The organism is Serratia sp. TSA_198.1 (genome assembly GCF_052686505.1).
In genome coordinates this window covers 1,761,493-1,784,351 of the sequence record NZ_JBQZFP010000001.1, presented here as the reverse complement: position 1 = coordinate 1,784,351, position 22,859 = coordinate 1,761,493, and the positions used below count along the sequence as shown (strand labels likewise).

The window sequence follows — 22,859 nt, the reverse complement described above, 5'->3', positions numbered from 1 at the left end:
CTGCAAGTTTGGCGTCGCTTTATGGTATCTTACGCGCCAGAAATGCCTTTAAAGAGAGCCCGTCACGGTGGAAAAAAAGAAAACCTTCCCGCAGCAGAAAAGCGGCCTGCACCCGCGCAACCGTCATCGCTCACGCTATGATTTTCCGGCGCTGATCGCCAGTTGCCCGGCGTTGGAGCCGTTCGTCAAACCGAATGCCTGGGGCGATATCTCGGTAGATTTCGCCGATCCGGCGGCGGTTAAAATGCTCAACCGTGCCTTGCTGCAACATTTTTATGGTATCGAACACTGGGATATTCCCGCCGACTACCTTTGCCCGCCGATCCCTGGGCGAGCCGATTACCTGCACCATCTGGCGGATCTGCTGGCCACCAGCAACGGTGGCGAGATCCCGCGCGGTAAAGGCGTGGCTATCCTCGATGTGGGTATTGGCGCCAACTGCATTTATCCGATCGTCGGCCTGCGTGAGTACGGTTGGCGGTTTACCGGTTCGGAGATCGACCCGGTATCGCTCAATTCGGCCAAGATGATCGTAGAGATGAACCCGACGCTGAGAAACAGCGTGCGTCTGCGTTTGCAAAAACAGCCGGAGCTTATCCTTAACGGCATTATCGGCGTGGCGGAGAAGTTTGACGCCACGCTGTGCAACCCGCCGTTCCACGGTTCAGAACAGGAAGCGCGCGCCAGTACCCGCCTTAAACTGCACAAGCTGGGCAAAGGCGAAGTGGCCGACAAGCCGATACAGAACTTCGGCGGCAAGAATAACGAACTGTGGTGTGAAGGCGGTGAAGAAGCCTTCGTGCGCAAGATGGTGGAGGAGAGCGTCGGCAAGGCGCAGAACTGCCTGTGGTTTACCTCGCTTATATCCAAAAATACTACTCTGCCAAGTATTTACCATGCGCTGAAGTTGGCGGGGGCGGTGGAAGTACGCACCATCGAGATGGCGCAGGGGCAAAAGATCAGCCGTTTCGTGGCCTGGACCTTCCATGACGCCGAGCAGCAGGCTGCCTGGGCGGCAGAACGCTGGCGTTAATTCCTCAGGCGCTGGCCAGCTAACCGGCGCCAATAAAACTTCGCATTTTCCTTTCAATTCTACTGCCGCAGCTCGTGTGCCCACGAGGGATCAATGACGCCAAGCGGCGAGGCATTGATCACTTTCCAAGAAAGAATCGTTGGAAACGGCGGACGCAGAACGCGCCCGCCGTTGAGCTGGGTAAATCAGGAGACGTGCTGCAAGAACTCTTGCAGACGCGGGCTTGGCGGCGAGTTGATCAGATCGTGCGGGTTGCCGTCTTCGGCTATACGGCCCTTGTCGATGAAGATCAGACGCGACGCCACTTTTTCGGCAAAGCCGACTTCGTGGGTCACGATCACCATGGTCATGCCTTCTTCAGCCAGATCTTGCATAACCTTCAGCACTTCGTGACGAAGTTCCGGGTCAAGCGCCGACGTAGGTTCGTCGAACAGCATCATTTTCGGTTTTACCGCCAGCGCACGGGCGATGGCCACGCGCTGCTGCTGGCCACCGGACAGTTCGGAAGGGTAGTGATGCGCGCGTTCCGCCAGGCCCACTTTGGCCAACAGCTCACGTGCCAGCTTTTCCGCTTCCGACTTTTTCAGACCGCGTACACGGATCGGGCCAAAGGCGACGTTTTCCAGCGCCGTCAGGTGCGGGAACAGGTAAAACTGTTGGAACACCATGCCGGCTTCCTGACGGATCAGGCGATCGTCGACCTTGGGATCGTTGGCTTTCAGACCATCGACGAACAGATCGCCGCTGGTGATCTCTTCCAGTTTGTTGATGCAGCGCAGCAGCGTGGACTTGCCGGAGCCGGAAGGCCCGATAATCACCACCACTTCACCCTGGTTAATTTGCAGGTCGATATTGTGCAGCACTTGGGTTTGGCCAAAATGCTTGGAGACGTTTTTAAATTCAATCACAGGATTTTCATCCTTCTTTCCAGACGACGCAGAACGAAGCTCAGCACTAGGGTGATGATCAGATAGATAACCGCTACGGCGCTCCAGATTTCCAGCGCACGGAAGTTACCGGCAATAATTTCCTGGCCCTGACGGGTCAGTTCCGCCACGCCGATCACGATGAACAGCGAAGTGTCTTTAATGCTGATGATCCACTGGTTACCCAGCGGTGGCAGCATGCGGCGCAGCGCCAGCGGCATAATGACGTAGCGGATGGTTTCACGGCGTGACAGACCCAACGCCAGCCCCGCCTCGCGGAATCCGTTGTGGATCGACAACACCGCACCACGGGTAATTTCCGCAATGTAGGCGCCGGAGTTGATCATGATGGTGACCACCGCCGCGCTGAACGGGTCTATGCGTAAATCGCTGAACGCCATTGGCAGGGCGAAGTAGATAAACATCACCTGGACCACGATCGGCGTACCGCGGATAACTTCAATGAATACCAGAGCGGCATGGTTGGCAAGCCAACCGCCGTAGGTACGGGCAAAGCCGGCGACAAGGCCGATGATCAGGCCGCCAATCAGACCGAGGACCGAAATCCACAGGGTCATTTTGGCGCCCTCTAACAGAATGGGGATGGCGGGCCAGATGGCGCTCCAGTCGAACTGCATGGTATTTTCTCCCGATGATCCCAATGCTGGGAATCAGATACAACAAAGCGCAGGGGCTAAGGCACAACCCCCGTGCTCAAGTTAAACAGTGGCTGACTTCACCCGTTATTTAGGCTCAGTACCGAACCATTTTTTGTAGATTTCGTTGTAGGTGCCGTTGTCGCGCAGCGTTTTCAGCGCGCCGTTCACCTTCACGCGCAGCTCGTCACTGCCTTTCGGGAAGGCGATGCCGTATTGCTGGGCTTCCAGTGATTCACCGACAGTTTTGAACTTGCCTGCGCCTGCAGTTTTAATGAAGTACAGGATATTTGGCGTGTCGTGCAGTACCGCGTCAGCGCGCTTGGTGCCCAGTTCCATATAGGCGTTATCGATGTTCGGGAACTGACGCAGATCTTTGGTTTTGATGTTTTGCTTGGCGTAATCCACCGAGCCGGTGCCGCTCTTCACCGCCACCACTTTACCGTCCAGATCCTTCACGCTTTTTACGCTATCGTCGTTGGCATTCACCATTACCAACAGACCGCTTTTGTAGTAACCGTCGGAAAACTCGATGGCTTTTTTACGTTCTTCGGTGATGGTGATACCCGCCAGCGCCAAATCGATGTTTTTAGTTTGCAACGCCGGGATGATGCCGCTGAAATCCATAGGTTTCAGGGTGTAATCCAGTTTCAGTTCTTTAGCGATCGCGGCCCACAGGTCGATATCGAAGCCAACGTATTTGTCGCCTTGCTTGAATTCAAAGGGAACGAATGCGGTATCGGTTGCGACGACCAGTTTGTCTGCTGCGTGGGAGCTTACGGCAAAAGCCAGCGAAAGTGCGGCCAGGGAGACTTTGAAAATTGACTTCATGTGAGGAATTTCCTGTACAGGTTGCGGATTACCCATTTTTTATATTGCAGTTGGTGCCATGAAAAAATCGTGCCATGTTTGCAACTACTATAAAAACAAAGAGTTGTGATGCAATGTTGTGCTTTGAAGGCGTATTATTATTGTTGTGCACCAAATTGAGGCCCCAAAATGGTGCTTTTGGTCCCGCATTGGTGCACTGGCCTATCATTAACCAAATAATGGGGGTGAAACAACCGATAGTTAACAGTTTCGCTTCAATATTGATAACTAACTCTAACTTTCATGATGCATCGTTGTTGCATATGGTGCAGGAATGTTCGATAAGTACGGGAAATGGTCGCGGAACCTGGCGCCCTTAACCAGTCACCCTCTTAACGCAACTGGCTGTCTTTACTTCCGCGTCGGTTATATAAGCCGCTGTCAGTTTGTTTTTTGTCCAGTTCGGTTTGGCAGACCAGGCAATAACGCACGCCTTTTAACGCTTGCCGACGCGCCAGCGGAATTTCTTCGCCGCACTCCTGGCAATAATGCTCGCTCTCACCTTGACCCAACGCATGCCGTGCACGCTGTACAGCGTCATCAACGGTGGAGTCGATCTGATCCTGTACGGCGCCATCCGCCGCCCAGCCGTTTGCCATGGTGACCTCACTTTGGTGTCTTCGCCGTATTCCTCTGTACGTAACGCGGCCAATCGCTGCCTGATTAAGTCCACTATGGGCGTTTTTTTGAGCAATTCAAGCGGCGTAAAAAGAAAAACAGGCCGGGATAAAGTCCGCAGCCTGTTTAAACCCCGCGATGCGGGGTGGGGGGATAGCCCTTACCCGGGTTTATTCAATATTGGATTCGATAAACCACAGGAATTTGTCCAGATCGCGTGATGCTGCAGTGAACATGTCGGCAGTGTCTTCATCTTCCACTTCGGAGATGGCCTTGCGAATGTCGTTCGCTACTGCGCCATAACGATCCGCCAGCGCTTTCAGATGTTCCTGCACGCTGTGGATGTTGGTTGGATAGCTTTTCAGCGGGGTTTTATCGTTAACCACCTGCACGGTACCCAGCGCCACGCCGCCCAACTGCACTACGCGCTCGGCAAAAGTATCCTGATGATCGGTGATCGCGGTGCGGAACCCGTCCAGCATTTCATGAACGGCAATAAAATTGGCGCCACGCATGTTCCAGTGCGCCTGTTTGGTGATCAACGACAGGTCAATAAACTGCACCACCTGATGGTTCAGGGCTTTGATCGCGGCCAGCTTCGTTTTTTCGTCCATGTCATTACGGGTGTAAAGCAGATCAGAAGATTTCGTTTTCACCAGTTTAGCGGTACTCATATCAGATATCCTCTTTGTGGGTCGTTGTCCTATTTTTGTCACGGGGATAATTATAGCAGCCATATTCATTCCTGCAGCGTGAAAATGGCTATTGGATAAATAGGCAATAACGAATGGGAATTTTCCCTTGAAAATTGCAGTGCGATAACTTTGCTTTATTGTTTTTTAAGGTAATGAATTTTAATGATTTTAAAATCTTCATTCATAAGTTTTTAACGATTAAAGATAATAATAAAAACGCGGAGATACTTCTCGTAATAAATTTATTGTCCAGAGTGATATATTTTTAGGGCGGCCCTTACTGTGTCGTTATGTTAATTGGCTGTTAATTCAGGTTGATAGCCCGATAATGGAGCGTTAGGATATCTACCCCTCATTTTTATCGCCTGCGAACCTATGAAAATTAACGTAGTTGGAACCAGCGGCAGTGGCAAAAGCACGGTGGCGCGCCAGTTGGCGGAAAGATTTTCAGTGCCTTATATCGAGCTGGATAAGCTATTTTGGCGGCAGGATTGGCAAGGCACGCCGGATGATGAGTTTTTGGCCCGTCTCGCACAGGTGCTGGGCGATGCGGACGGCGGCTGGGTGCTGGACGGCAATTACACACGAACCAAATCGATCAAGTGGCGTGAGGTCGATTGGGTCGTGTGGGTGGACTACGGGTTCTGCCGCACGCTGTTTCAGGCTGTGCGCCGTGCGGCTACGCGAGCCTGGGCCCGCACTGAATTGTGGCCCGGCACCGGCAACCGCGAGAGCTTTCGCCGTTCTTTTTTCAGCCGCGATTCGATAATTCTGTGGACCCTCAAAACCTACCGTAAAAACCGGGCCAACTACCTTGATGATATGAATAACGCCCGGTATGCACATATCCGCTTTATTCGGCTGCGTTCACCCGGGCAGACCCTGACGTTTATTCGTTCTTTACCTCAGGAGTAATCGGCGGCAACAGCAGGCTGTAATGCACCTTCACCACGGCTTTCTTGATAACCGTTGGGGCATTCAACTGACATCCGGGTTGATGCGGTTCATAGGGCAAGAAGATAGCGTACATGCCGGGAAACATTTGCAGCGTCTGGCGATGGCGGATGATATCCAACAGTTGCAGATCCCGCGTTTCGTCGTAGGGCTGTTCGCTTTGCCAATCGCCCGGCAACCCGTAATCAATGCGTTCCTCGCCGCTAATTAACAGATGAATAGCGGCATATTCCTGATGCAGTTCGGCGCGATTGGCCTGCGCTGGCCCGGTTGTCAGCGTCATTACCTCCATAAAGAGCTTCTCGCCGTCGATTTCATGCCGCCCCAGCGCCAGCTCGGGCAGATCGTATTGACGCAGAGCAGTAAGGGCCTTAATCAGTACTGACGACATTCCACGGCCGTAGCGTGGGTTAAACAGAGTGTTATAAATCACTTTGGTTCTCCATGTGATCAACCCTGCCGGGTTGGGTTCCATAAAAACGTTGGTTGTTTCGGGAAAAAGTATGCCCGTTTGTCGGTACGAAAACAGTTAACCCGCCAGCATTCCGCTTTAGCCATGCGGGCGTATCAGATTATCAAGACAGTTTTTCGATTTGCGGTTTGGATTTGATGGTCAGAGTCGAGCCCATCGATGCCGCGATAATCGCTGCCAGAGCCAGCCATTGCACCAGGGTCAGGTGCTCATTAAGGAACAGCATGCCCGAAAGCGCCGCCATTGCCGGCTCCAGGCTCATCAGAGTGCCGAAGGTGCGCGCCGGGATTTTCGGCAGCGCGATGATCTCCAGCGAATATGGGAGCGCGGTCGACAGGATCGCTACCGCCAGCGCGGTGGGCAGAATATCGACATTAAGCAATACGCTGCCGGCTTGCCAGGCGCCAATCGGGCAGAACACCAAAGCGGCTATCAGGGAACCGACTGCCACCGTTCCCGGCCCGTGATCGCCGCCGGCCTTCTGGCCAAAAATAATATAGACCGCCCAGCAGGCGCCGGCGCCCAGCGCACAGGCTGCACCGAAAGGATCGATACTGCCCATGTCATGACCCAGTGGCAACAGGAACCACAATCCGACCAGTGCCAGCACCACCCATAAAAAGTCTATCGCACGGCGTGAGGAAAACATGGCGACCGCCAGCGGGCCGGTGAATTCCAGCGCCACGGCGATGCCGAGCGGCAGGGTGCGCAGCGAAAGGTAGAACAGGTAATTCATGGCGCCCAACGCCAGGCCGTAGACCAACAGCGGCAAGCGGCTGCCGGCGGCGAAGCGCATGCGCCACGGGCGGAAGATAATAAACAGAATCAGCGTGCCGATGCTCAGACGCAGCGTGGTGATCCCTTCCGCGCCGACCAGCGGAAACAGGCTTTTGGCCAGCGAGGCGCCGCCCTGGATCGATACCATGGCGATGATTAACAAACAGATGGGCAGCAGCGCGGAAGGCGCTTTAGCGGGTGTAGACGCAGACATCCTTATGAGCCTTTTGTTCGCCTTCCACAGCCTTGGGAAGACAGTCGAAATTTGGATGAGGGCAGTGTAAATGAAATGGGGTAAATGTGTCTGCGAAAAGCGTACGAAACGGTAAAAGCCACCGGCTTCAGACGCAAAACAAGTGCAAATGGTCAAAAAGTGCGCATTTATTTCGGAATTGTCTGGATATTAAATAGGTGATTCTTGTCACACAAACGAGTAGAATGCGGCTCGAAAATAGAGCGAAAAGAAGTAGATATACTGTTCTTGAAATCTTATGTTACACGATATAAAGCGTTAGACACTCATTTTAAGGCAGAGTTTCACGCTAATTTTTGCTATATTTTCAATGCATGAACAAATGGATTTACTTAAAAATATAACGCGTTTGAGGTGGTTATGAAAAAAATTGCATGTCTTTCCGCAGTAGCAGCCTGTGTATTAGCAGTAACCGCAGGTACCGCATTCGCTGGTCAGAGCACCGTATCCGCTGGCTATGCGCAGGGTGACTTCCAAGGCGTTGCCAACAAAGCCGACGGTTTCAACCTGAAGTACCGTTACGAGTTCGACAACAACCCACTGGGCGTGATCGGTTCCTTTACCCATCTGGAAAAGGACGGCTCTCAGGGCGGTTACTACAACAAAGCGCAGTACAACTCTATCACTGCCGGTCCAGCTTACCGCTTCAATGACTGGGCAAGCATCTACGGTGTGATCGGTGTTGGCTACGGCAAAAACATTGATAATGCACAGAACGGCACCGATCGTAACGGCAGCAGCGACTACGGCTTCACTTACGGCGCTGGTCTGCAATTCAACCCAATCCAGGAAGTTGCTCTGGACGTAGGTTACGAGCAGAGCCGCATCCGCAGTGTTGACGTTGGCACCTGGATGGTTGGCGTAGGCTACCGTTTCTAAGATTTCTCCATGCCTGCGGGCGTGAGCGTACGGCGCAGTTGGCCGTACCGGATAAAAATCCGCCTTCGGGCGGATTTTTTTTGCCTGAAATTCAGCGTTATTTACCCAGTTTTTGCGCCGGTTGCGATGAGAAGCGGGCGCTGCGGGCATCGCGCTCGTAACCCTGAGGTTCCGTGAGGATGCCATATAACGCCGGCCGACGACCGTGGATCCAGCGACGCCCGGTGCTGAGCGGGATCAGCGACAGATCGAGGTCGGCGATGACCATTTGATCTTCCGCAGCCCAGGTTTCCGCCAGGATACGACCATAGGGATCGAGGATCATCGCGTTGCCGGTACGCACTTCGTCGTCATCGCGCCCCACGCCGTTGCTGAACAGAATAAACAGGCCATTGTCATGGGCACGTGCCGGTAGCCAGCGCATCAGCCAGCCGCGCCCGTGTTCGCCGCGGAATGCCGCCTCTATCGCCTGCGGATTTTCCGCACGCTGCTGCCACAGCGCCAGCGGGATTGGTTTCATGCCGTGGGGGCTGCGCGAGTGGGTGCCACCTGTCTGGTGCGGTGCCAACAGCACGTCCGCTCCCAGCAGTGTGGTTGCGCGCACGTTTTCCACCAGATTATTGTCCCAGCAAATCAGAACGCCCATCCGCACTCCCCAGGGAGTATCGAACACGGTAAAGCTGTCGCCGCTGGCTATCGCCTCATGTTCAAAGGCGTGCAGTTTACGGTGAACGTGAAGGTTACCGTCGGGCAGGCATACGGCGTAGGCGTTGTAATAGTTGCCATCCTCGCCCAGCTCAATCAACCCGACACCGATTGCCATGTTATAGCGTTCCGCCAGTGGACGAATGCGCGCCAGAGAAGGGCTGTCGGCGATAGGTTCCGCCAGGGCGCCAATCTCGCCGGCGCTGAGGTGCCGCACGTGCCAGTAGCCGGTAATGCACATTTCCGGAAAGGTTAATACCTGGATCTGTTCGGCGGCGGCGCGGGCGATAAAGCCCTCCATTACCGACAGGTTGTAGTTTTTATCATTGGCGCGATGCTGAAATTGCACCGTCGCGGCGCGCAGAGACGTTGTCATAAGGTTACCTTTGGCTGTTATCTGGCGTTGATTACAGCAGGCGTATTGATTACTGTATAATCAATTAAATTCCTATATCGATAACTTGGTGGAATGGATATAAAACAACTGCGCGCTTTCGTGGTGCTGGCCGAGCAGGGCAATTATCGTCTGGCCGCGGAGCGGTTGTGCATTACTCAGCCGGCGTTGAGCAAACAGATACAGGCGCTGGAAACACTGCTGGGGACCCGGCTGTTTAACCGTGGCCGTCAGGGCGCTCAGCTTACCGCCAGCGGGCAGCGGTTGTATCCCGAAGCCCAGACGTTGGTCGACCGACATTTGCAGTTTCAGCAGCATGCTCTGCGGGTGGTGCAAGGGGCTGAGGGGCGGCTGGCGCTCGGGTTTGGCCTGTCCAGTTTCCATTTGGCGCCGCAGTTGGTCGCCGCCTTCCGCCAACGTTTTCCGGCGGTGGCCGTGGGGTTGGAGGATCTGCCTTCGGAGCGGCAATATCAGTTGTTATTGCAGGGAGAATTGCAGGTGGGATTTGTGCGGTTGCCGGTCAGTGCGCCGCTGCGGGCCACAGCGTTGCTGAGCGATCGGCTGGTGTTGGCGGCGCCATCGGCGCTGGCGCTGCGGGCGGAAACCCTGATGGCGCGATTTAACACCTTGCCGCTGTTGCAACTGACGCCCAAACGCGGGCGCGGTCTGAGCGATCAATCGCTGCGCTTTATTGCCGCGCATCAATTGACGCCGAATGTCGTGCAGCAGGCCGGCGACATCCAGACGCTGCTGGCGCTGGTCGCCGCAGGCATTGGCGTGGCTCTGTTGCCGCACAGCGTCACCCATATTGTGCCTACGGGCATCGATATCTTGCCGTTAAGCGGTGACGCGACCGAATGGCAGGTCGGAATTGCCTGGAATCCGCAGCAGCCCGACGCGTTGCGGGATAATTTTATTCAGGTTGCGCTGGCGACGGTGCAGGCGCCTTAAAGCCTGCGTTCATAAGGGGCAGCGCATCACCACAATCGGATTCTGGTGGTATTCGCTTCGGTGGCTTTCGCTAAAGCCGACTTTTTTCGCCAATGCCAGCGAAGGCTGGTTCTCCGGCGAGATAATACACACCGCCTTATCGCTGGGTAAGTGTTCCTTCCCCCAGGCCAGCGCTGCCTGCAAGGCTTCGGTGGCATACCCTTTGCCCTGCGCCGCCGTTATCAATGTCCAGCCCATCTCGGGGGCGTCGAGTGCCGGGATAATAGCGCGCTGGAAATCGGAAAAACCGATGCCGCCGAGGTAAGCGCCGCTGATTTTATCGCGTACCGCCCAGTAGCCGTACCCTAATAGCGTCCAGTGACCAACGTACCGCATCAGTCGGCCCCAGGAATCTTCACGATCCCTCGGAGTACCGCCGATATAGCGGACAATTTCAGGATCGGCCCACATGGCGGCCAGCGATTCAAAATCGTCAAGCCTATGCGCATCCAGGCGTAAACGATCGGTCAGCAACGGCGGTGCGGTGGTGATAAGCGGCATTATTTTTTCCTGCACAGAGCGAAAAACGGTGTAGCGAGTATGCCAGAGAAGTGACGTCGCCAGCCATTAGAGGTAAGGCTTTATCCAGCCAAGCCCGGCTGCGGTTTCGCCGCGAGGTTTGTATTCACAGCCGATCCAACCCTGATAACCTATGTTGTCCAACTGTGCGAACAGCCACGGATAATTAAGTTCGCCGTCGTTCGGCTCATGACGATCTGGCACTGATGCGATCTGAATATGGGCGTAGCGCCCGGCCAGCGAGGTCATCAGGCCGCTGATATTGCCATCAACCAACTGAGCATGGAAAAAATCAAACTGCATGAAAACGTTCGGGCGATCGATAGCCTCGACCAATTGCGCGGCCTGGTGTTGGCTGGAGAACAGATAGTGGGGTTTCACCTGTGGGCTGAGGGCTTCGATCAAAACCTTGATGCCGTGTGCGGCGAAGGTCTCTGCGGCATAGCGGATATTGCCGATAAAGGTCTCGCGATAGCGCTGCCAGTCGGCTCCCGGCGGGACCAATCCGGCCATCACGTGCACGCAGGGGCAATTCAGGGCGATGGCGTAGGCCAACGCGCATTCGATATCGGCGCGCGCATCCTGTTCGCGGCCGGGGACGGCGGCCAAACCCCATTCACCGGCTACAACATTGCCCGGAGGGGTATTGAACAGCACCTGTTGCAGATCATGACGCCGCAGCTGTTCCGCCAGCAGTTCGGCTGGATATTCATAGGGGAACAGAAACTCCACCGCCTTGAACCCTGCGCCTGCGGCGGCTTCGAACCGCTCCAGAAACGGCAGATCGTTAAACATCATCGATAAATTGGCAGCAAATTTAGGCATGTTCCAGCTCCGTAATCCGGCAATTTCTTCATGGTACAGGGCAGCATCGGGGTGCAGAAATGATTTTGCAGGTGGATATCAGAAAATGAGGTTTAAATAGAAAAAAACCTGGCGAGGGTTAACGCTCTTTTCCAGCCGGCAGCGTGGGTTCTGCGCAGTACTGCGCAGAAAACTAGATCCCGCTAAACCAGTTATAGCCTTGATCTTCCCAGTAGCCGCCGGGATTGGTATCGCTGACAAAAATGGCGGCGATATGCTTGGCGTTCTTGAAGCCCAGCTTGGTGGGCACCCGCAACCGCAGCGGATAGCCGTAGTCCACCGGCAACGCCTTACCGCCGAAATCCAGCGCCAGGAGGGTCTGCGGGTGCAGTGCGGTGGCCATATCTATGCTGGAGTAATAACGATCCGCGCATTTAAAACCGACGTAACGGGCATTCAGATCCGCCCCGACATGCTGCAGGAAGCTGCGCAGCGGTACGCCGCCCCATTGCCCGATGGCGCTCCAGCCCTCGATGCAGATCAGCCGGGTTATCTGGCTCTGTTGCGGCAGGCGTTGCAGCTGTTCCAGCGTCCAGGGGGCGGTTTTCTCCACCTTGCCGGAAATTTCCAGCCGATAGCTGGCGAGATCCACCTCCGGTACGTTGTACTCGGGGTAAAACGCGTTGAACGGGAAGGGGTGGGTAATCTGATCCGGCCGATAGGTTTGCGCCAGCCGCTGGCCGCTGAACAGCCAGGCCTGTACCCGATCGTTCCAGCGCGACATGGCCCACAGCACTTTATCCACTTGATCGCCGTCTTGCATGTTGCAGCCGGTCAGCATGGCGATGCCGCCCAGCGTCAGGCCGGAGCGCAGCATCAGGCGACGTTGCAGATTGACCAGCTGTTTTTTCTGGTCCGGTTCCAACGCCGGTGTCGAAGGGCGCCGTTGTTTATCATTCATGTTTGCCACCCGTAATCATTGCCCATAGCGTGCGCGGCACGATAATCACCATTAGCAAGTGAATCACCACAAATAACCCAATGGCGGACATGGCGAAAAAATGCACGTAGCGCGCGGTGTCAAACCCGCCAAACAGGCCTACCAAGCCTTGCAACTGCACGGGTTTCCAGATGGCCAGTCCGGAGAGCACCAGCAGCAGCCCCAGCGCCAGCACGCCCAGGTACATCAGCTTTTGAATGGCGTTATAGCGGCCATGGTGATGCTGCAGCCGCAGCGTTAGCGCCTGCCCGATTTCGCGCCGCAGCACCTTGGCGCTGAGCGGCAGCAGATCGCGCCGGAAATGGCCGCTGAACAGGCTCCACAACAGGTAGCACAGCGCGTTAAACGCCAGCAGCCACATGACCGCCAGATGCCAGCCAATCGCGCCGCCCAGCCAGCCGCCGAGCGTCATCTGTGGCGGAAAGCGGAAGCCGAACAGCGGTGAGGCGTTGTAGATTTCCCAGCCGCTCATGAACATGCAAACCATGGCGAACAGGTTAACCCAATGGGTGATCCGGACCGGCCAGCGATGCACCGGCCGCGGCGCGTTGGTTTTCATCGTTTTTTCCTGGGTCACATTGGCGGAACGGTGCCGTCTTTGCCAGCGGAGATGCGGGTGGCGACGCGTTCGCCTTTCTCGTCAGTGGCGGAGAACAGCACAATGTGCGCGCCCGGTTTCAACAGGCTGCGATCGCCGGGATCCAGGGTGACGATCGGCACGTCTTCCGGCACGGTGACGGTTTTCTGCTGGTTACCGTAGGTCACGGTCAGAGTGCGGCCGTTGGATTTCACCAGCTTGCCGACGGTGCCGTTGGTCATGGTGTCTACCTTACCGTCGGCAGATTCCCAGGCCGAGTGGCCCTCGCCGGTGCCGCGCAGGCTGGCGGCGAACACGTGCACTTCCAGCGCTTTCAAGGTGCCATCCGCTTGCGGTACGGCGGCGGTGCCGATAAAGCTGTCCGGCTTGATATCGTCCAGCGTGCCCTTGGATACGCTCAGTACCTTGGTTTGATCGTTGATTTTTACGCTGACCTTTTCCCCTTTACGGTCGGTGAGCTGCAGGCTGCTGTCGCTGACTTGAGCGATAGTGCCACGCAGTGGAGCAATGACTTTTCCCGGTGCCGGGGCGGCGGCGGCAATGCCGCTGCACAGCATCAGGGTGGACAGCAGTAAACCGGCAAAACGATGACGGGTAATCATAATCTTCTCCTTTGTATGGGTTGCCGGTTAAGCATGGTCGAACAACAGGGACAGCACCATGTCCGTTTGATGACATTAATGTCATCAAGAATGTCAGCCGAAACTGCTAGTATTTCCACAGATGCAACGAGGTGGCGACAATGCGGATATTGGTGATTGAAGACGACATCAGCACGGGTGATTACCTGAAAAAAGGGTTGGGAGAGGCGGGGTACAGCGTCGATCTGACGCGTAACGGCACTGACGGGCTGTTCCGGGCGCTGGAGCACGGTTATGACGCCATCGTGCTCGACGTGATGCTGCCGGGGCTGGACGGCTGGCAGATAGTGGAAGTGCTGCGCAAGAAAAGCGACGTGCCGATCCTGTTTCTGACTGCGCGTGACGGGGTGCAGGATCGCATTCATGGCCTGGAACTGGGGGCCGAGGATTATTTGATCAAACCCTTTTCCTTCACTGAACTGGTGTTGCGTATCCGCACGCTGCTGCGGCGCGGTACGGTGCGTGAAGCCGATCACTACAGCCTTGCCGATCTGCAACTCGACGTATTGCGCCGCAAGGCGGTGCGGCAGGATGTGGTGATCCCGCTGACCAATAAGGAGTTTATGCTGTTGCACCTGTTGGTGCGGCGCGAAGGAGAGGTGCTGTCGCGCACCCTGATCGCCTCGCAGGTTTGGGACATGAATTTTGACAGCGATACCAACGTGGTGGATGTGGCGATCAAACGCCTGCGTGCCAAGATTGACCGACCGTTCGCTATCAAGCTGATTCATACCGTGCGCGGCATCGGTTATGTCTGCGAGCCGCGCTCATGAACGTGCTGGCCCAACGCTGGCACACCCTGTCGCTGACGTTACGCAGCGCCATGCTGTTTGCGCTGGTGGCGGCGCTGGTGGTCAGCGGCGCAGGCTGGTATCTGTATGGCGCGATGCGTCAGGAGATGACCACCCGCAGCGATTTTCAGGTTACCGGCCGGGTGGAGTATTTTCGCCATTTGCTTAGCCAGCGCTTTCCGCTCGACCGGTTGGTGGCCAACACCGGCCTGTTTGAAAACATGCTGGGCAATGAACAGGACGTTTTGATTTTTCAGCAACCGGGTCAAAAACCCTTAATCAACGTTAATCCGGCCAGGTTGACGCTGCCGCCCATAACGCCAACGCCGGTTGACACGCCTCAGCTTCTGAGTGCGGTGAGCAGTGGGGAAACGGCTCAGGGCGTGCCGCTGCGTGTCGCATCGGCGCTGGTGAAACTGGATGACGGCAACCTTCTGCAGATCTCGGCGGCTCACGTGATGGTCAATGAACAGAAGATGCTGGCGCGCTATCTGTGGCGGATCGTCGCTGCGGTGGCTGTGGCGTTTTTACTGATCGCGCTGCTGGGCTATTGGGTGATGCGTCGTGGGTTACAGCCGCTGTGGCGCATGGCGGCGCAGGCGGCGGTGATCACGCCGAATACGCTGTCGACTCGGCTGAGTGAGCAGGGGGCACCGAAGGAGCTGCGACAACTGACCCGTTCGTTTAACGCCATGCTCGATCGGCTGAATGACGGCTATCAACGTCTGACACAGTTCTCCGCCGATCTGGCGCATGAAATCCGCACCCCGGTGGGCGCGTTGATGGGCCATTGCCAGGTGGCGCTGTATCAGCCGCGCAGCGTGGAAGAGTATGAAACCCTGTTGTCGAACAATATGGACGAGCTGGAGCGCATTTCGCGCATGGTGGAAAATATTCTGTTCCTGGCGCGCGCCGGGGAAGCGCAGGCGGTGCTGAACTGTAGCCGAATGGATATAGCGCAGGAGCTTCAGCGGGTGGCGGACTATTTCGAAGGCCTGGCGGAAGAGCGGGGCATCACTTTAGTTTGCCGGGGCGAGGGGCAACTGATGGCGGATGCGATGCTGTTTCAGCGTGCGTTGAGCAATCTGGTCGCCAATGCGGTGCGTTATGCCGACGAAAACAGCCAGATAAGGTTGCAGGCGCTCAGTCAGCCGAAGGGAAGGGTAGTGATCCAGGTGGTCAATCAAGGGCGGCCCATTTCACCGGCGCACCTGGACAAGCTGTTCGACCGTTTTTACCGTGCCGATGCTGCCCGCAGCGCCAGCAGCCATGCCAGCGGTCTGGGGTTATCGATCGTGCGCGCCATCATGACGCTGCACGGCGGCGAGGTTCGTGCCGAGTGCATCGCCGGTGAACCCTCGGCGCGCATCACCTTTAGCCTGATATTTCTCCTTCAAGAGGATTTGCAAAGCTAGCGCAGTGGGGGTGAGGCGCGGAGGCAGGCACCGCTCTACGGTCGATCAAACGACTGAACATTGCCGTTGTGCAGCAGTAAAATACGTTGCAGGACCTTTCCGGTTTTTAAGTTTCTTATTCGTTGGCGGAGCCTTAATTATTACATAATAAATTCCTTAAATAACTCCCCCATAAATACTTCAGGCATATTATAAAATAAATTTATTACTTAGGGCTACATAAAATAGCCCTAAGCAATGTATTGTAATTAATAGAACAGTGTTTCAGCTAACTGTTGGGTATCCGGTTGTCCAGTGACTTTTATCAATGAATCAGTCGTGTCATACACACCATTGTTATTAAGATCGACAACGAAGAAAGTGTTTTTTTCAAGATGGTCGTCAAGGGTTGAAACAACACCAATCTTTTTGGTTAGTGCCAATGGCGTATTAGGGTTGTATAAATTCTCAATGTAACCATAATCGGCCAGTGAGTTTCCACCGCTGATATGTTCTGTGAGCGGAACTTTTTCACCCGCCTTTTTATTAGAGATATAGATATCCATGTTTTTTAAACCTATTACATCTTCATCCTTGTTAAAATCATAAAGCGTATGTTCTCCTTTACCAGGCCGAACAATGTTAAATAAATCAATGCCTCCTCCTCCCGTAGCTGTTATACCAGTATCAATATCTATAAAGTCTGAGCCATTCCCTCCGATAAATTTGATACTTCCATTATTGTTGACAGGTGCGTTGTTGGAGTCGAGTATTTTAAACGAGTTTTCACTATGTCCACCAATAACAGTAATTTTTTTAGTTACCGAATCAGCTAGAAAGAAGTTTATTCCCGCAGCATCTGAAGCATTAACAACGAAGTCGTTATTACTTAAAGATGACGAGAAGTCAACGCTAAGTGCGATGAGATTATCCCCAGAAATATTTATAGTATCAATCTTGGTGCTTTGCAATTTTAACGACACTGCAGTTTTGTCTTCTGAAGAGCCTGTTGTGTCTACATTTATTTCTGTTAGGTTATTTCCCGTAAATAAAAAAGTGCCCGCGTAGTTTGATATTACTTCTCCCTCATGAAGTTCGGCGTATTCTTTTTGTTGGTCATTAGCTACTTTTTGATTGGTGAATAAGTTAAAATGAGTAACATCGTCCTTAACATTAAATCGATATTCTTGGTTGTTATGATTAATTTGACTTCGGTTGTTGATATATATGTTGGCTGCGGCCTGATTGATGTTAATTACATTAATCCAGCCTGCAGTTGCTTTGAAATCATTTGCATTTGTAATGGAGAAACCAGACTTTCCGATGTCGTTGACGTTCCCTCCTGATATTATAGAAGCATTATCCAAGAATAAACCGTAGTCGAAAGTATTATTTTTTACATTGTCAATGGTCCGCGTAATGCTACCATCTGTATTCACCGTATAGGTAATTCCTGAAACTTGCCCAATGTAACCTGCTAAATCAATGAGTGAAAAGTTTTTAAATTGGTCTAAATTACTTGAGTATTTCACTTCTTTAGTATCTGGGTTGCCATTAAGGCCTTTACGAATGGTTGTTTCAGTCCAGAAAGTGATAAAATTAGCTGATAACTTGTTATTACCATCACCACCATCTGCAGTAATGTTTTTACTTATTTTATTTCCTGCTGCTGAAGCGTTATTACCTTCCCATGCGAGGAAGTCATCTCCTCCTCCCAGGGTGTATTTCGATGGGGAAGAAGCAATATCTACGGTTTTGTTGATGTAAATGATTTCTCCTGCACCCCCGGTATGCAGATCAAGTATATGACCATTGATAGTTATTTTTGTGAATTCATTTTGTAGATGGTCAGAAATTTTTATCATGCCTTCACTATTGCCAGTGATAGTGATATCTTTAACATTAGCAGCGTAGGTAAGGTCAATATTATGTGAAGAAATAAGATTGATAGTTATTTTCTCAAGAATAGCCAGTTCAGTGTTACTGAGAATATGATCAACACCGGAGTTAATATTTCCTCTTGGCGTTCCCTCATCCGTGTTGGTGAGGACAGCATTATTTTTAAATCCTAAGCTATATGCAATTTTAAATAAAAACTGAAACTGATCTTGGAATTCATCATTTGAAGTGGGATCTGTTTTTAGCAGGTCATTAATAATGTGTGAGGTAATGCTCTCTTTACTGCCGTAAGCTAAAAGTCGCTGTACCGTATCGTTATCAGCCTCGACACCATAGACTGATTTGTATATTTTTTGCACGAAAGGCTCGCCATTAAGATGGCTTGAGTAGCGAGTAAATTCAGAAGAATTGAGTAATAGTTTTACCATTTCTTCATAACTTTTACCTGCGGCTAACTCACGACTATAGCCGAATAACGCTTGCGCATTTATACCGCGCCCCGCAGCGGCAAGATAAAGTGCGGCGATCTGTTCTTGATAGGCCAGGGCAGGTAACTCGCCAGGGGCATAATCGTGACTGGCGGCCAACAAATGTTGTTGTGCAAGCTGGTCTTGTTCATTGGTACTATCACGCAGTGATTGCAGGATTTTTATTGCAACCTCAGCCCGTGATGAGCCCGAAGAAAGTAAACCCAGGTATTTATTCAATTCATCTTGGGACGGAGCACGTTCAAATCCTTTATCAAACAAGCGATTAATAAAAGTATTATCCATAACGTTACTAAGATAAGCACGATCGGCGATGAATTTCTCCGTCGCTTGCAACAACGTTTTGGTTCCATTATTGAGATGCACCACCCAAAAATCGGTAACATCCTGGGTGAGTCCTGCACCTAATATATGGAATATTCCTTGAATGTCTGTCACGCCACTGCCTGGAGTGCCGCTTGTGGATGACCCTGGGAACAGATTATCATGGCCCTTATCGATTAAATGTTCCCTATCGGTGACGCGTTGTACTGGGTAATTTAGCTCGCCACTCTGCGTCCAGTCATCATTCAGTTGTGGCCAAGGTGCTTTATTGCTGATGAGTTCGTCTATAATTCGGAATAGGTTTACTTCAATCGGCTTAGCCGCTTCGTTAAGCCACAGTTTGAATTCAACCTCGCCAAAATTCCTCCCATGTGCTGTAACGAATACTTCGGACATTATATCGAACTTTTTCTTGTTACCGTATAGAGCTATTGCTTCGTCAGAACGGATCAGTGTCGAGACTAACTCTTTAATCGCTATGATACCGCGGCTTTCAAAAGCATCTGCGTACATCTTTAGTTGTTTTTCGGTTGGACTTTTTCGGATGATGGCGTAAAAGACGGCACCAATTTGTTGTTCAGAGATTAAGGTTGCCATTATTTTGATTTCCTTAGATTTTATTGGTTTAATGAAGTGAAGGTAACTATTTAAATGAATATTATTTTATGTTGAACTAATTGGTAAGGCACCAAATCTGAAATTAATATTAGATGAAGCATCCGTTTTTGAGCATTAAAAAGCATGGTTTTGAGAGAGTTTAGGACTTCTTCCCAGTAAAAGGTTGTAGGTGGACCGTACGAGGGTTACCGCGGACAAGTATCGGATTGGGTTGGCGTGTTGCTGTTGTACGTACAGACATGGCCACCGCAAGGCAAAAAGGGGGGGGGGGTGTTGCAACTAGCTCACTTTGTATCCTTTGTACCCTTGTTTACAATGTGCACTTGTGCTGTCAGGAATCCAGCATCACTATTGCCTTTCCAATTGATTTTAAAAAATGTATTAAGGCAGTGTTTTGATATGAATAAGTAAACTAAAATGCCAGCAGTTTAACTGGCATTTATCCTATTTCTTGCGCTTCAGGACTGAGGTGAGATTGATACAGTTCGGTCAATAGTACAATTGTGATGCAAGTTCGGCAGTATCCGGTTGTCCTGAAATTTTTATGAGTGCGTCATTAGTATCAAATATTTTATTATCGTTGAGATCAACTACGATATAGGTTTCTTTAGTCATAGTGACATCCATAGTAGATACGGCACCTACTTTTCCATGAAAGTTAAGTGGGGTGTTAGGGTTAAATAAGTTTTCTATGTAACCATAATCTTGTACTTTATTCCCACCGCTAACAGTATCTGTAAATGGTATTTTTTCTCCTGATTCTCTTCCGGATATATATATCCCACTTGATTTCAATCCGATAATGTCCTTGTGGGGATTGAAATCATAAAGTGTGCTGGTTTTATTGGATGAGCTCATAATGTTGAAAAAGTCAGTCCCGTCACCACCCATAGCTGTTACGATGTTATTTATGTCAAAATAGTCGTCGCCCGCCCCACCAATAAATATGATTTTATCTTGTGGGTAATATTTTGTTTCTCTAAATAGGTGGAATTCATTTCCCTGATTGCTGCCTAGAACTGTTATTTTCTTGCTCATGCTCGTATATAACTCAGGCGTTATTGTAATATCTATTCCCGCAGATTCTGTTGCATCATAGGTAAATTCTCTAGCACCGAATGAACCATGAGTTGCTACCAAGCCTAGATTATGAACGCCACTAACAATAACTTTATCAATATTTGATGATGTAAAGTCTAATGCTATTAAATTATTATTATTTGACTCGCCGCTAGTGTTTATCTTGACGGTTTTTAGTGTTTCACCAATTAGTGCAAACTCACCAGCATTAACAAATTTTTCAGGGGGTGATGACCTCAATGGTTTCAATATATCCTCACCATTTTTCTGGTTTGTAAAAAACTCTAGCACACTGACATCATTCTTGAATTTGAATAGGTAATTGCCACCATCTCCCGTAACGGGATTGTTGCTGTGATTTCCTACGTAAATTTTTGAGGCTCCTTGAGTAACATTTATGACTGATATTACATCTGAAGTGGTTGACTGTTGTTCGTTAGTAACATTGATAATAGAAAAACCTTTCCTTCCAACATCGTTGGGGTTACCACCTGCACCGTATTTGTTAGAAACAAAATCATAATCAAAAGTAAAGTCTGATACGGTAGATGACCTGACGATGGTTCCGTCAGCTTGTATAATATATGTCTTTGTGGATACTTTACCAGTATATTTATATAAATCAATTAGGTCGAAGTTGCTGAATCTAATAATGTTGCTGATGTGTGTTGTTGTTTCAATGTCAGGGATTCCATGGGTTCCTTTTCTTATGAACACATCTTTGAATAAACTAATGAAATTGGCTGAAATTGAATTTATTCCCAGGCCTCCATCAGCATAGAGTGATGGGCTTATTTTATTTTCGCCATATTCATCAGCTCTCCATCCTAAAAAGTCATTTCCAGAACCAAAATAGAAATAGGTATCGAGAGTGTCATGGCTATCATTAAGCATAACAAGCGTATCAGCATTCCCCGTTTTTAATCCCTGAATATGTCCGTTAATGTTAATTATAGTTGAGTTATAATTTTTATAATTGGCAAGGGTTATTTCAGCCTCTTGTTTCCCGTTAATAACGAGCTCTCTAAGGTTTGCTGCCATAGTGAGATCAACGCTGTTATCTGTGGTCAAGTTTAGTATTACTCGTTCTAACTGTGCTTTTTCTGCTTGGCTGAGTATGTGCGTTATACCGGAGTTAATAGTGCTCTCTGGTGAGTTTCCTGTTTCGTTTGTTAATGTAGCATCTTTTTTATAATTCAAACTTCCTGCTATCCTCAGTGCGAACTGAAATTTTTCATAATACTCACTCTTTGATTTCGTGTTTGAATCTATAAGGCTGCTGATTACGGCTGATATTATTTTGTTTTTATCCCCAAGAGAAATTAGTTTTTCCAATGTACTGTTATCTGCATTATGACCATATGCTGTTAGGTATATTCTTTTGGCATATGAATTGATGTCAAGATGCGTTGAAATGCGATTGAATTCTGAAGTGTTAGTTAGGATGCTCACTATTTTATCATGAGATATTCCTGAGGCTAATTTTTGGCTCCATCCAAATAATGCTTCCGAATTTATATTTCTCTCAGCTCCAATTAAATAAAGAGCGGCGATTTTCTCTTGGTATTCCAGCGGTGGAAGTTCCCCTCGTTCATAGACGTGAGATGCTGCGGCTAAATGTGACTTAGCAGTTGCATCACTTTCGTTGGTGCTTTCTCTCAGTAATTTCATTATATTAATAGAGATTTCAGCTCTGGATGATCCGGTAGCCAATAATTCCAAGTAAATATTTAACTCTGTATTTGTGGCCGGTCTTTCAAAAGTATTTTCAAATATTTTTTTGACAAAGGTTTTATTGGTGACATTGTTTAAGTAGGGTCTGTCTTTTATAAATACTTCTGTGGCCTGGAGCAGTGTTTTATCACCTTTATTAATTAGTGGAACCCAAAATTCAGATACGTCGCGAGTTATACCTGCACCGAGGACATGAAAGATTCCAAGAATATCAGTTGCACCATCACCAGAAGGGACTATATTTGAAGTTCCTGGATAAAGGGTCAAATTACCATTATCAAGAAAATGCTCTTTATCTATAAGTCGCTGCTCTGGATAATTAAATTCATAGTCTGTATTTGACATGTCGTCGTTGAGCTTTGGCCAGGGGGCCGTGTTAGTAACAAGCTCATTGACTATGCGGAAAAGATTATGGTTGAGATCGAGAGTGGAGTCGTTGTACCAAAGTTTAAATTCGGCTTGTCCCATTTCGCGACCATGTACGATTTTAAAAAAAGCCCTCATAATTTCAAAGTTATTTTGGTAGTTACCATAAAGAAATTTTGCTTCAGGGGTTTCCATGAGTTCCGAGATGATATTTTGCAATACTGCAGGCCCTTTCTTTTCTAAACTATCACTGAGGGCTTTGAGTTCTCTTTCGGTTGGGCTTTTGCGAAGTAAAGTGTAGTAGATGCTTGCGATTTGTTTCTCATACATCAATGAGGCCATAAATATTCCCTCCGGTGAACTATATAAATTTCTTTGTTA

21 protein-coding genes are annotated in these 22,859 nt (G+C 50.6%); 6 read left to right on the top strand and 15 right to left on the bottom strand.

The features are described from left to right. The first annotated feature begins 67 nt into the window (after nucleotides 1-67). On the top strand, nucleotides 68-1,033 hold the full coding sequence (gene rlmF, locus ACUTSW_RS08460; protein ID WP_062870171.1) for a 23S rRNA (adenine(1618)-N(6))-methyltransferase RlmF: 966 nt from the start codon (nucleotides 68-70) through the stop codon (nucleotides 1,031-1,033). A gap of 185 nt (nucleotides 1,034-1,218) precedes the next feature. Here the strand turns inward: rlmF and glnQ are convergent, their stop codons facing one another. From glnQ to dps, 5 genes are all read right to left on the bottom strand, one after another. After that, a complete protein-coding gene (glnQ, locus tag ACUTSW_RS08455; RefSeq protein WP_004942230.1) occupies nucleotides 1,219-1,941 on the bottom strand; it encodes a glutamine ABC transporter ATP-binding protein GlnQ in 723 nt (240 codons plus the stop codon). Further along, on the bottom strand, nucleotides 1,938-2,597 hold the full coding sequence (gene glnP / locus ACUTSW_RS08450) for a glutamine ABC transporter permease GlnP (protein ID WP_004942232.1): 660 nt from the start codon (nucleotides 2,595-2,597) through the stop codon (nucleotides 1,938-1,940). The genes glnQ and glnP overlap by 4 nt, the downstream gene beginning before the upstream one ends. A 105-nt stretch (nucleotides 2,598-2,702) precedes the next feature. Next, entirely contained in the window at nucleotides 2,703-3,446 is a 744-nt protein-coding gene (glnH, locus tag ACUTSW_RS08445) for a glutamine ABC transporter substrate-binding protein GlnH (RefSeq protein WP_006324335.1), read from the bottom strand. 371 nt (nucleotides 3,447-3,817) lie between these two features. Further along, complete coding sequence (locus ACUTSW_RS08440) at nucleotides 3,818-4,084, bottom strand: DksA/TraR family C4-type zinc finger protein (RefSeq protein WP_073440563.1); 267 nt, start codon at nucleotides 4,082-4,084, stop codon at nucleotides 3,818-3,820. Nucleotides 4,085-4,273: 189 nt separating this feature from the next. Then, nucleotides 4,274-4,777: a DNA starvation/stationary phase protection protein Dps gene (gene dps / locus ACUTSW_RS08435; protein WP_006324338.1), complete on the bottom strand. Its 504-nt coding sequence runs from the start codon at nucleotides 4,775-4,777 to the stop codon at nucleotides 4,274-4,276. A 396-nt stretch (nucleotides 4,778-5,173) separates the two neighbouring features. Here dps and ACUTSW_RS08430 point away from each other — a divergent pair, with 396 nt between their 5' ends. Then, nucleotides 5,174-5,713 (top strand): shikimate kinase, encoded by a 540-nt coding sequence (locus ACUTSW_RS08430; RefSeq protein WP_445584146.1) that lies wholly within the window; start codon nucleotides 5,174-5,176, stop codon nucleotides 5,711-5,713. Here ACUTSW_RS08430 and nanQ read toward each other — a convergent pair. Then, entirely contained in the window at nucleotides 5,688-6,185 is a 498-nt protein-coding gene (nanQ, locus tag ACUTSW_RS08425) for an N-acetylneuraminate anomerase (protein WP_445584145.1), read from the bottom strand. The genes ACUTSW_RS08430 and nanQ overlap by 26 nt on opposite strands. A gap of 142 nt (nucleotides 6,186-6,327) precedes the next feature. Continuing rightward, complete coding sequence (gene rhtA / locus ACUTSW_RS08420; protein WP_004942245.1) at nucleotides 6,328-7,215, bottom strand: threonine/homoserine exporter RhtA; 888 nt, start codon at nucleotides 7,213-7,215, stop codon at nucleotides 6,328-6,330. Nucleotides 7,216-7,614: 399 nt separating this feature from the next. On the opposite strand from rhtA, the gene ompX reads away from it, so the two are divergent. Next, on the top strand, nucleotides 7,615-8,133 hold the full coding sequence (gene ompX / locus ACUTSW_RS08415) for an outer membrane protein OmpX (protein WP_013812125.1): 519 nt from the start codon (nucleotides 7,615-7,617) through the stop codon (nucleotides 8,131-8,133). A gap of 97 nt (nucleotides 8,134-8,230) precedes the next feature. Here ompX and ACUTSW_RS08410 read toward each other — a convergent pair whose 3' ends face one another. Beyond that, the gene (locus tag ACUTSW_RS08410) at nucleotides 8,231-9,214 is read right to left on the bottom strand and encodes a nitrilase family protein (RefSeq protein WP_020438724.1); all 984 of its coding nucleotides are present in this window, start codon (nucleotides 9,212-9,214) and stop codon (nucleotides 8,231-8,233) included. A gap of 93 nt (nucleotides 9,215-9,307) precedes the next feature. Here ACUTSW_RS08410 and ACUTSW_RS08405 point away from each other — a divergent pair, with 93 nt between their 5' ends. After that, nucleotides 9,308-10,183, top strand: a complete 876-nt coding sequence (locus tag ACUTSW_RS08405; protein ID WP_445584144.1) for a LysR family transcriptional regulator — start codon at nucleotides 9,308-9,310, stop codon at nucleotides 10,181-10,183. Between the two features lie 9 nt (nucleotides 10,184-10,192). On the opposite strand, the gene ACUTSW_RS08400 is transcribed toward ACUTSW_RS08405, so the two are convergent. The 5 genes from ACUTSW_RS08400 to ACUTSW_RS08380 all read right to left on the bottom strand — a co-directional run bounded on the left by ACUTSW_RS08400 (nucleotide 10,193) and on the right by ACUTSW_RS08380 (nucleotide 13,745). Next, entirely contained in the window at nucleotides 10,193-10,723 is a 531-nt protein-coding gene (locus ACUTSW_RS08400; protein ID WP_445584143.1) for a GNAT family N-acetyltransferase, read from the bottom strand. Between the two features lie 66 nt (nucleotides 10,724-10,789). Continuing rightward, complete coding sequence (locus ACUTSW_RS08395) at nucleotides 10,790-11,566, bottom strand: HPr family phosphocarrier protein (RefSeq protein ID WP_445584142.1); 777 nt, start codon at nucleotides 11,564-11,566, stop codon at nucleotides 10,790-10,792. A gap of 172 nt (nucleotides 11,567-11,738) precedes the next feature. Beyond that, nucleotides 11,739-12,506 (bottom strand): molybdopterin-dependent oxidoreductase, encoded by a 768-nt coding sequence (locus ACUTSW_RS08390; protein WP_445584141.1) that lies wholly within the window; start codon nucleotides 12,504-12,506, stop codon nucleotides 11,739-11,741. Next, nucleotides 12,499-13,104: a cytochrome b/b6 domain-containing protein gene (locus ACUTSW_RS08385; RefSeq protein WP_445584140.1), complete on the bottom strand. Its 606-nt coding sequence runs from the start codon at nucleotides 13,102-13,104 to the stop codon at nucleotides 12,499-12,501. The genes ACUTSW_RS08390 and ACUTSW_RS08385 overlap by 8 nt, the downstream gene beginning before the upstream one ends. A 14-nt stretch (nucleotides 13,105-13,118) precedes the next feature. Beyond that, nucleotides 13,119-13,745, bottom strand: coding sequence for a hypothetical protein (locus ACUTSW_RS08380; protein ID WP_445584139.1), 627 nt, complete (start codon nucleotides 13,743-13,745; stop codon nucleotides 13,119-13,121). Between the two features lie 140 nt (nucleotides 13,746-13,885). Between ACUTSW_RS08380 and ACUTSW_RS08375 the strand changes: the two genes are divergently transcribed. Continuing rightward, on the top strand, nucleotides 13,886-14,557 hold the full coding sequence (locus tag ACUTSW_RS08375; RefSeq protein WP_445584138.1) for a heavy metal response regulator transcription factor: 672 nt from the start codon (nucleotides 13,886-13,888) through the stop codon (nucleotides 14,555-14,557). Further along, nucleotides 14,554-15,990, top strand: coding sequence for a heavy metal sensor histidine kinase (locus tag ACUTSW_RS08370; protein WP_445584137.1), 1,437 nt, complete (start codon nucleotides 14,554-14,556; stop codon nucleotides 15,988-15,990). The genes ACUTSW_RS08375 and ACUTSW_RS08370 overlap by 4 nt, the downstream gene beginning before the upstream one ends. Before the next feature lie 248 nt (nucleotides 15,991-16,238). Here ACUTSW_RS08370 and ACUTSW_RS08365 read toward each other — a convergent pair whose 3' ends face one another. Both ACUTSW_RS08365 and ACUTSW_RS08360 read right to left on the bottom strand, forming a co-directional pair. Next, nucleotides 16,239-19,277: a DUF4214 domain-containing protein gene (locus tag ACUTSW_RS08365; RefSeq protein ID WP_445584136.1), complete on the bottom strand. Its 3,039-nt coding sequence runs from the start codon at nucleotides 19,275-19,277 to the stop codon at nucleotides 16,239-16,241. A 510-nt stretch (nucleotides 19,278-19,787) separates the two neighbouring features. Continuing rightward, on the bottom strand, nucleotides 19,788-22,820 hold the full coding sequence (locus ACUTSW_RS08360; protein WP_445584135.1) for a DUF4214 domain-containing protein: 3,033 nt from the start codon (nucleotides 22,818-22,820) through the stop codon (nucleotides 19,788-19,790). Nucleotides 22,821-22,859: the final 39 nt, after the last annotated feature.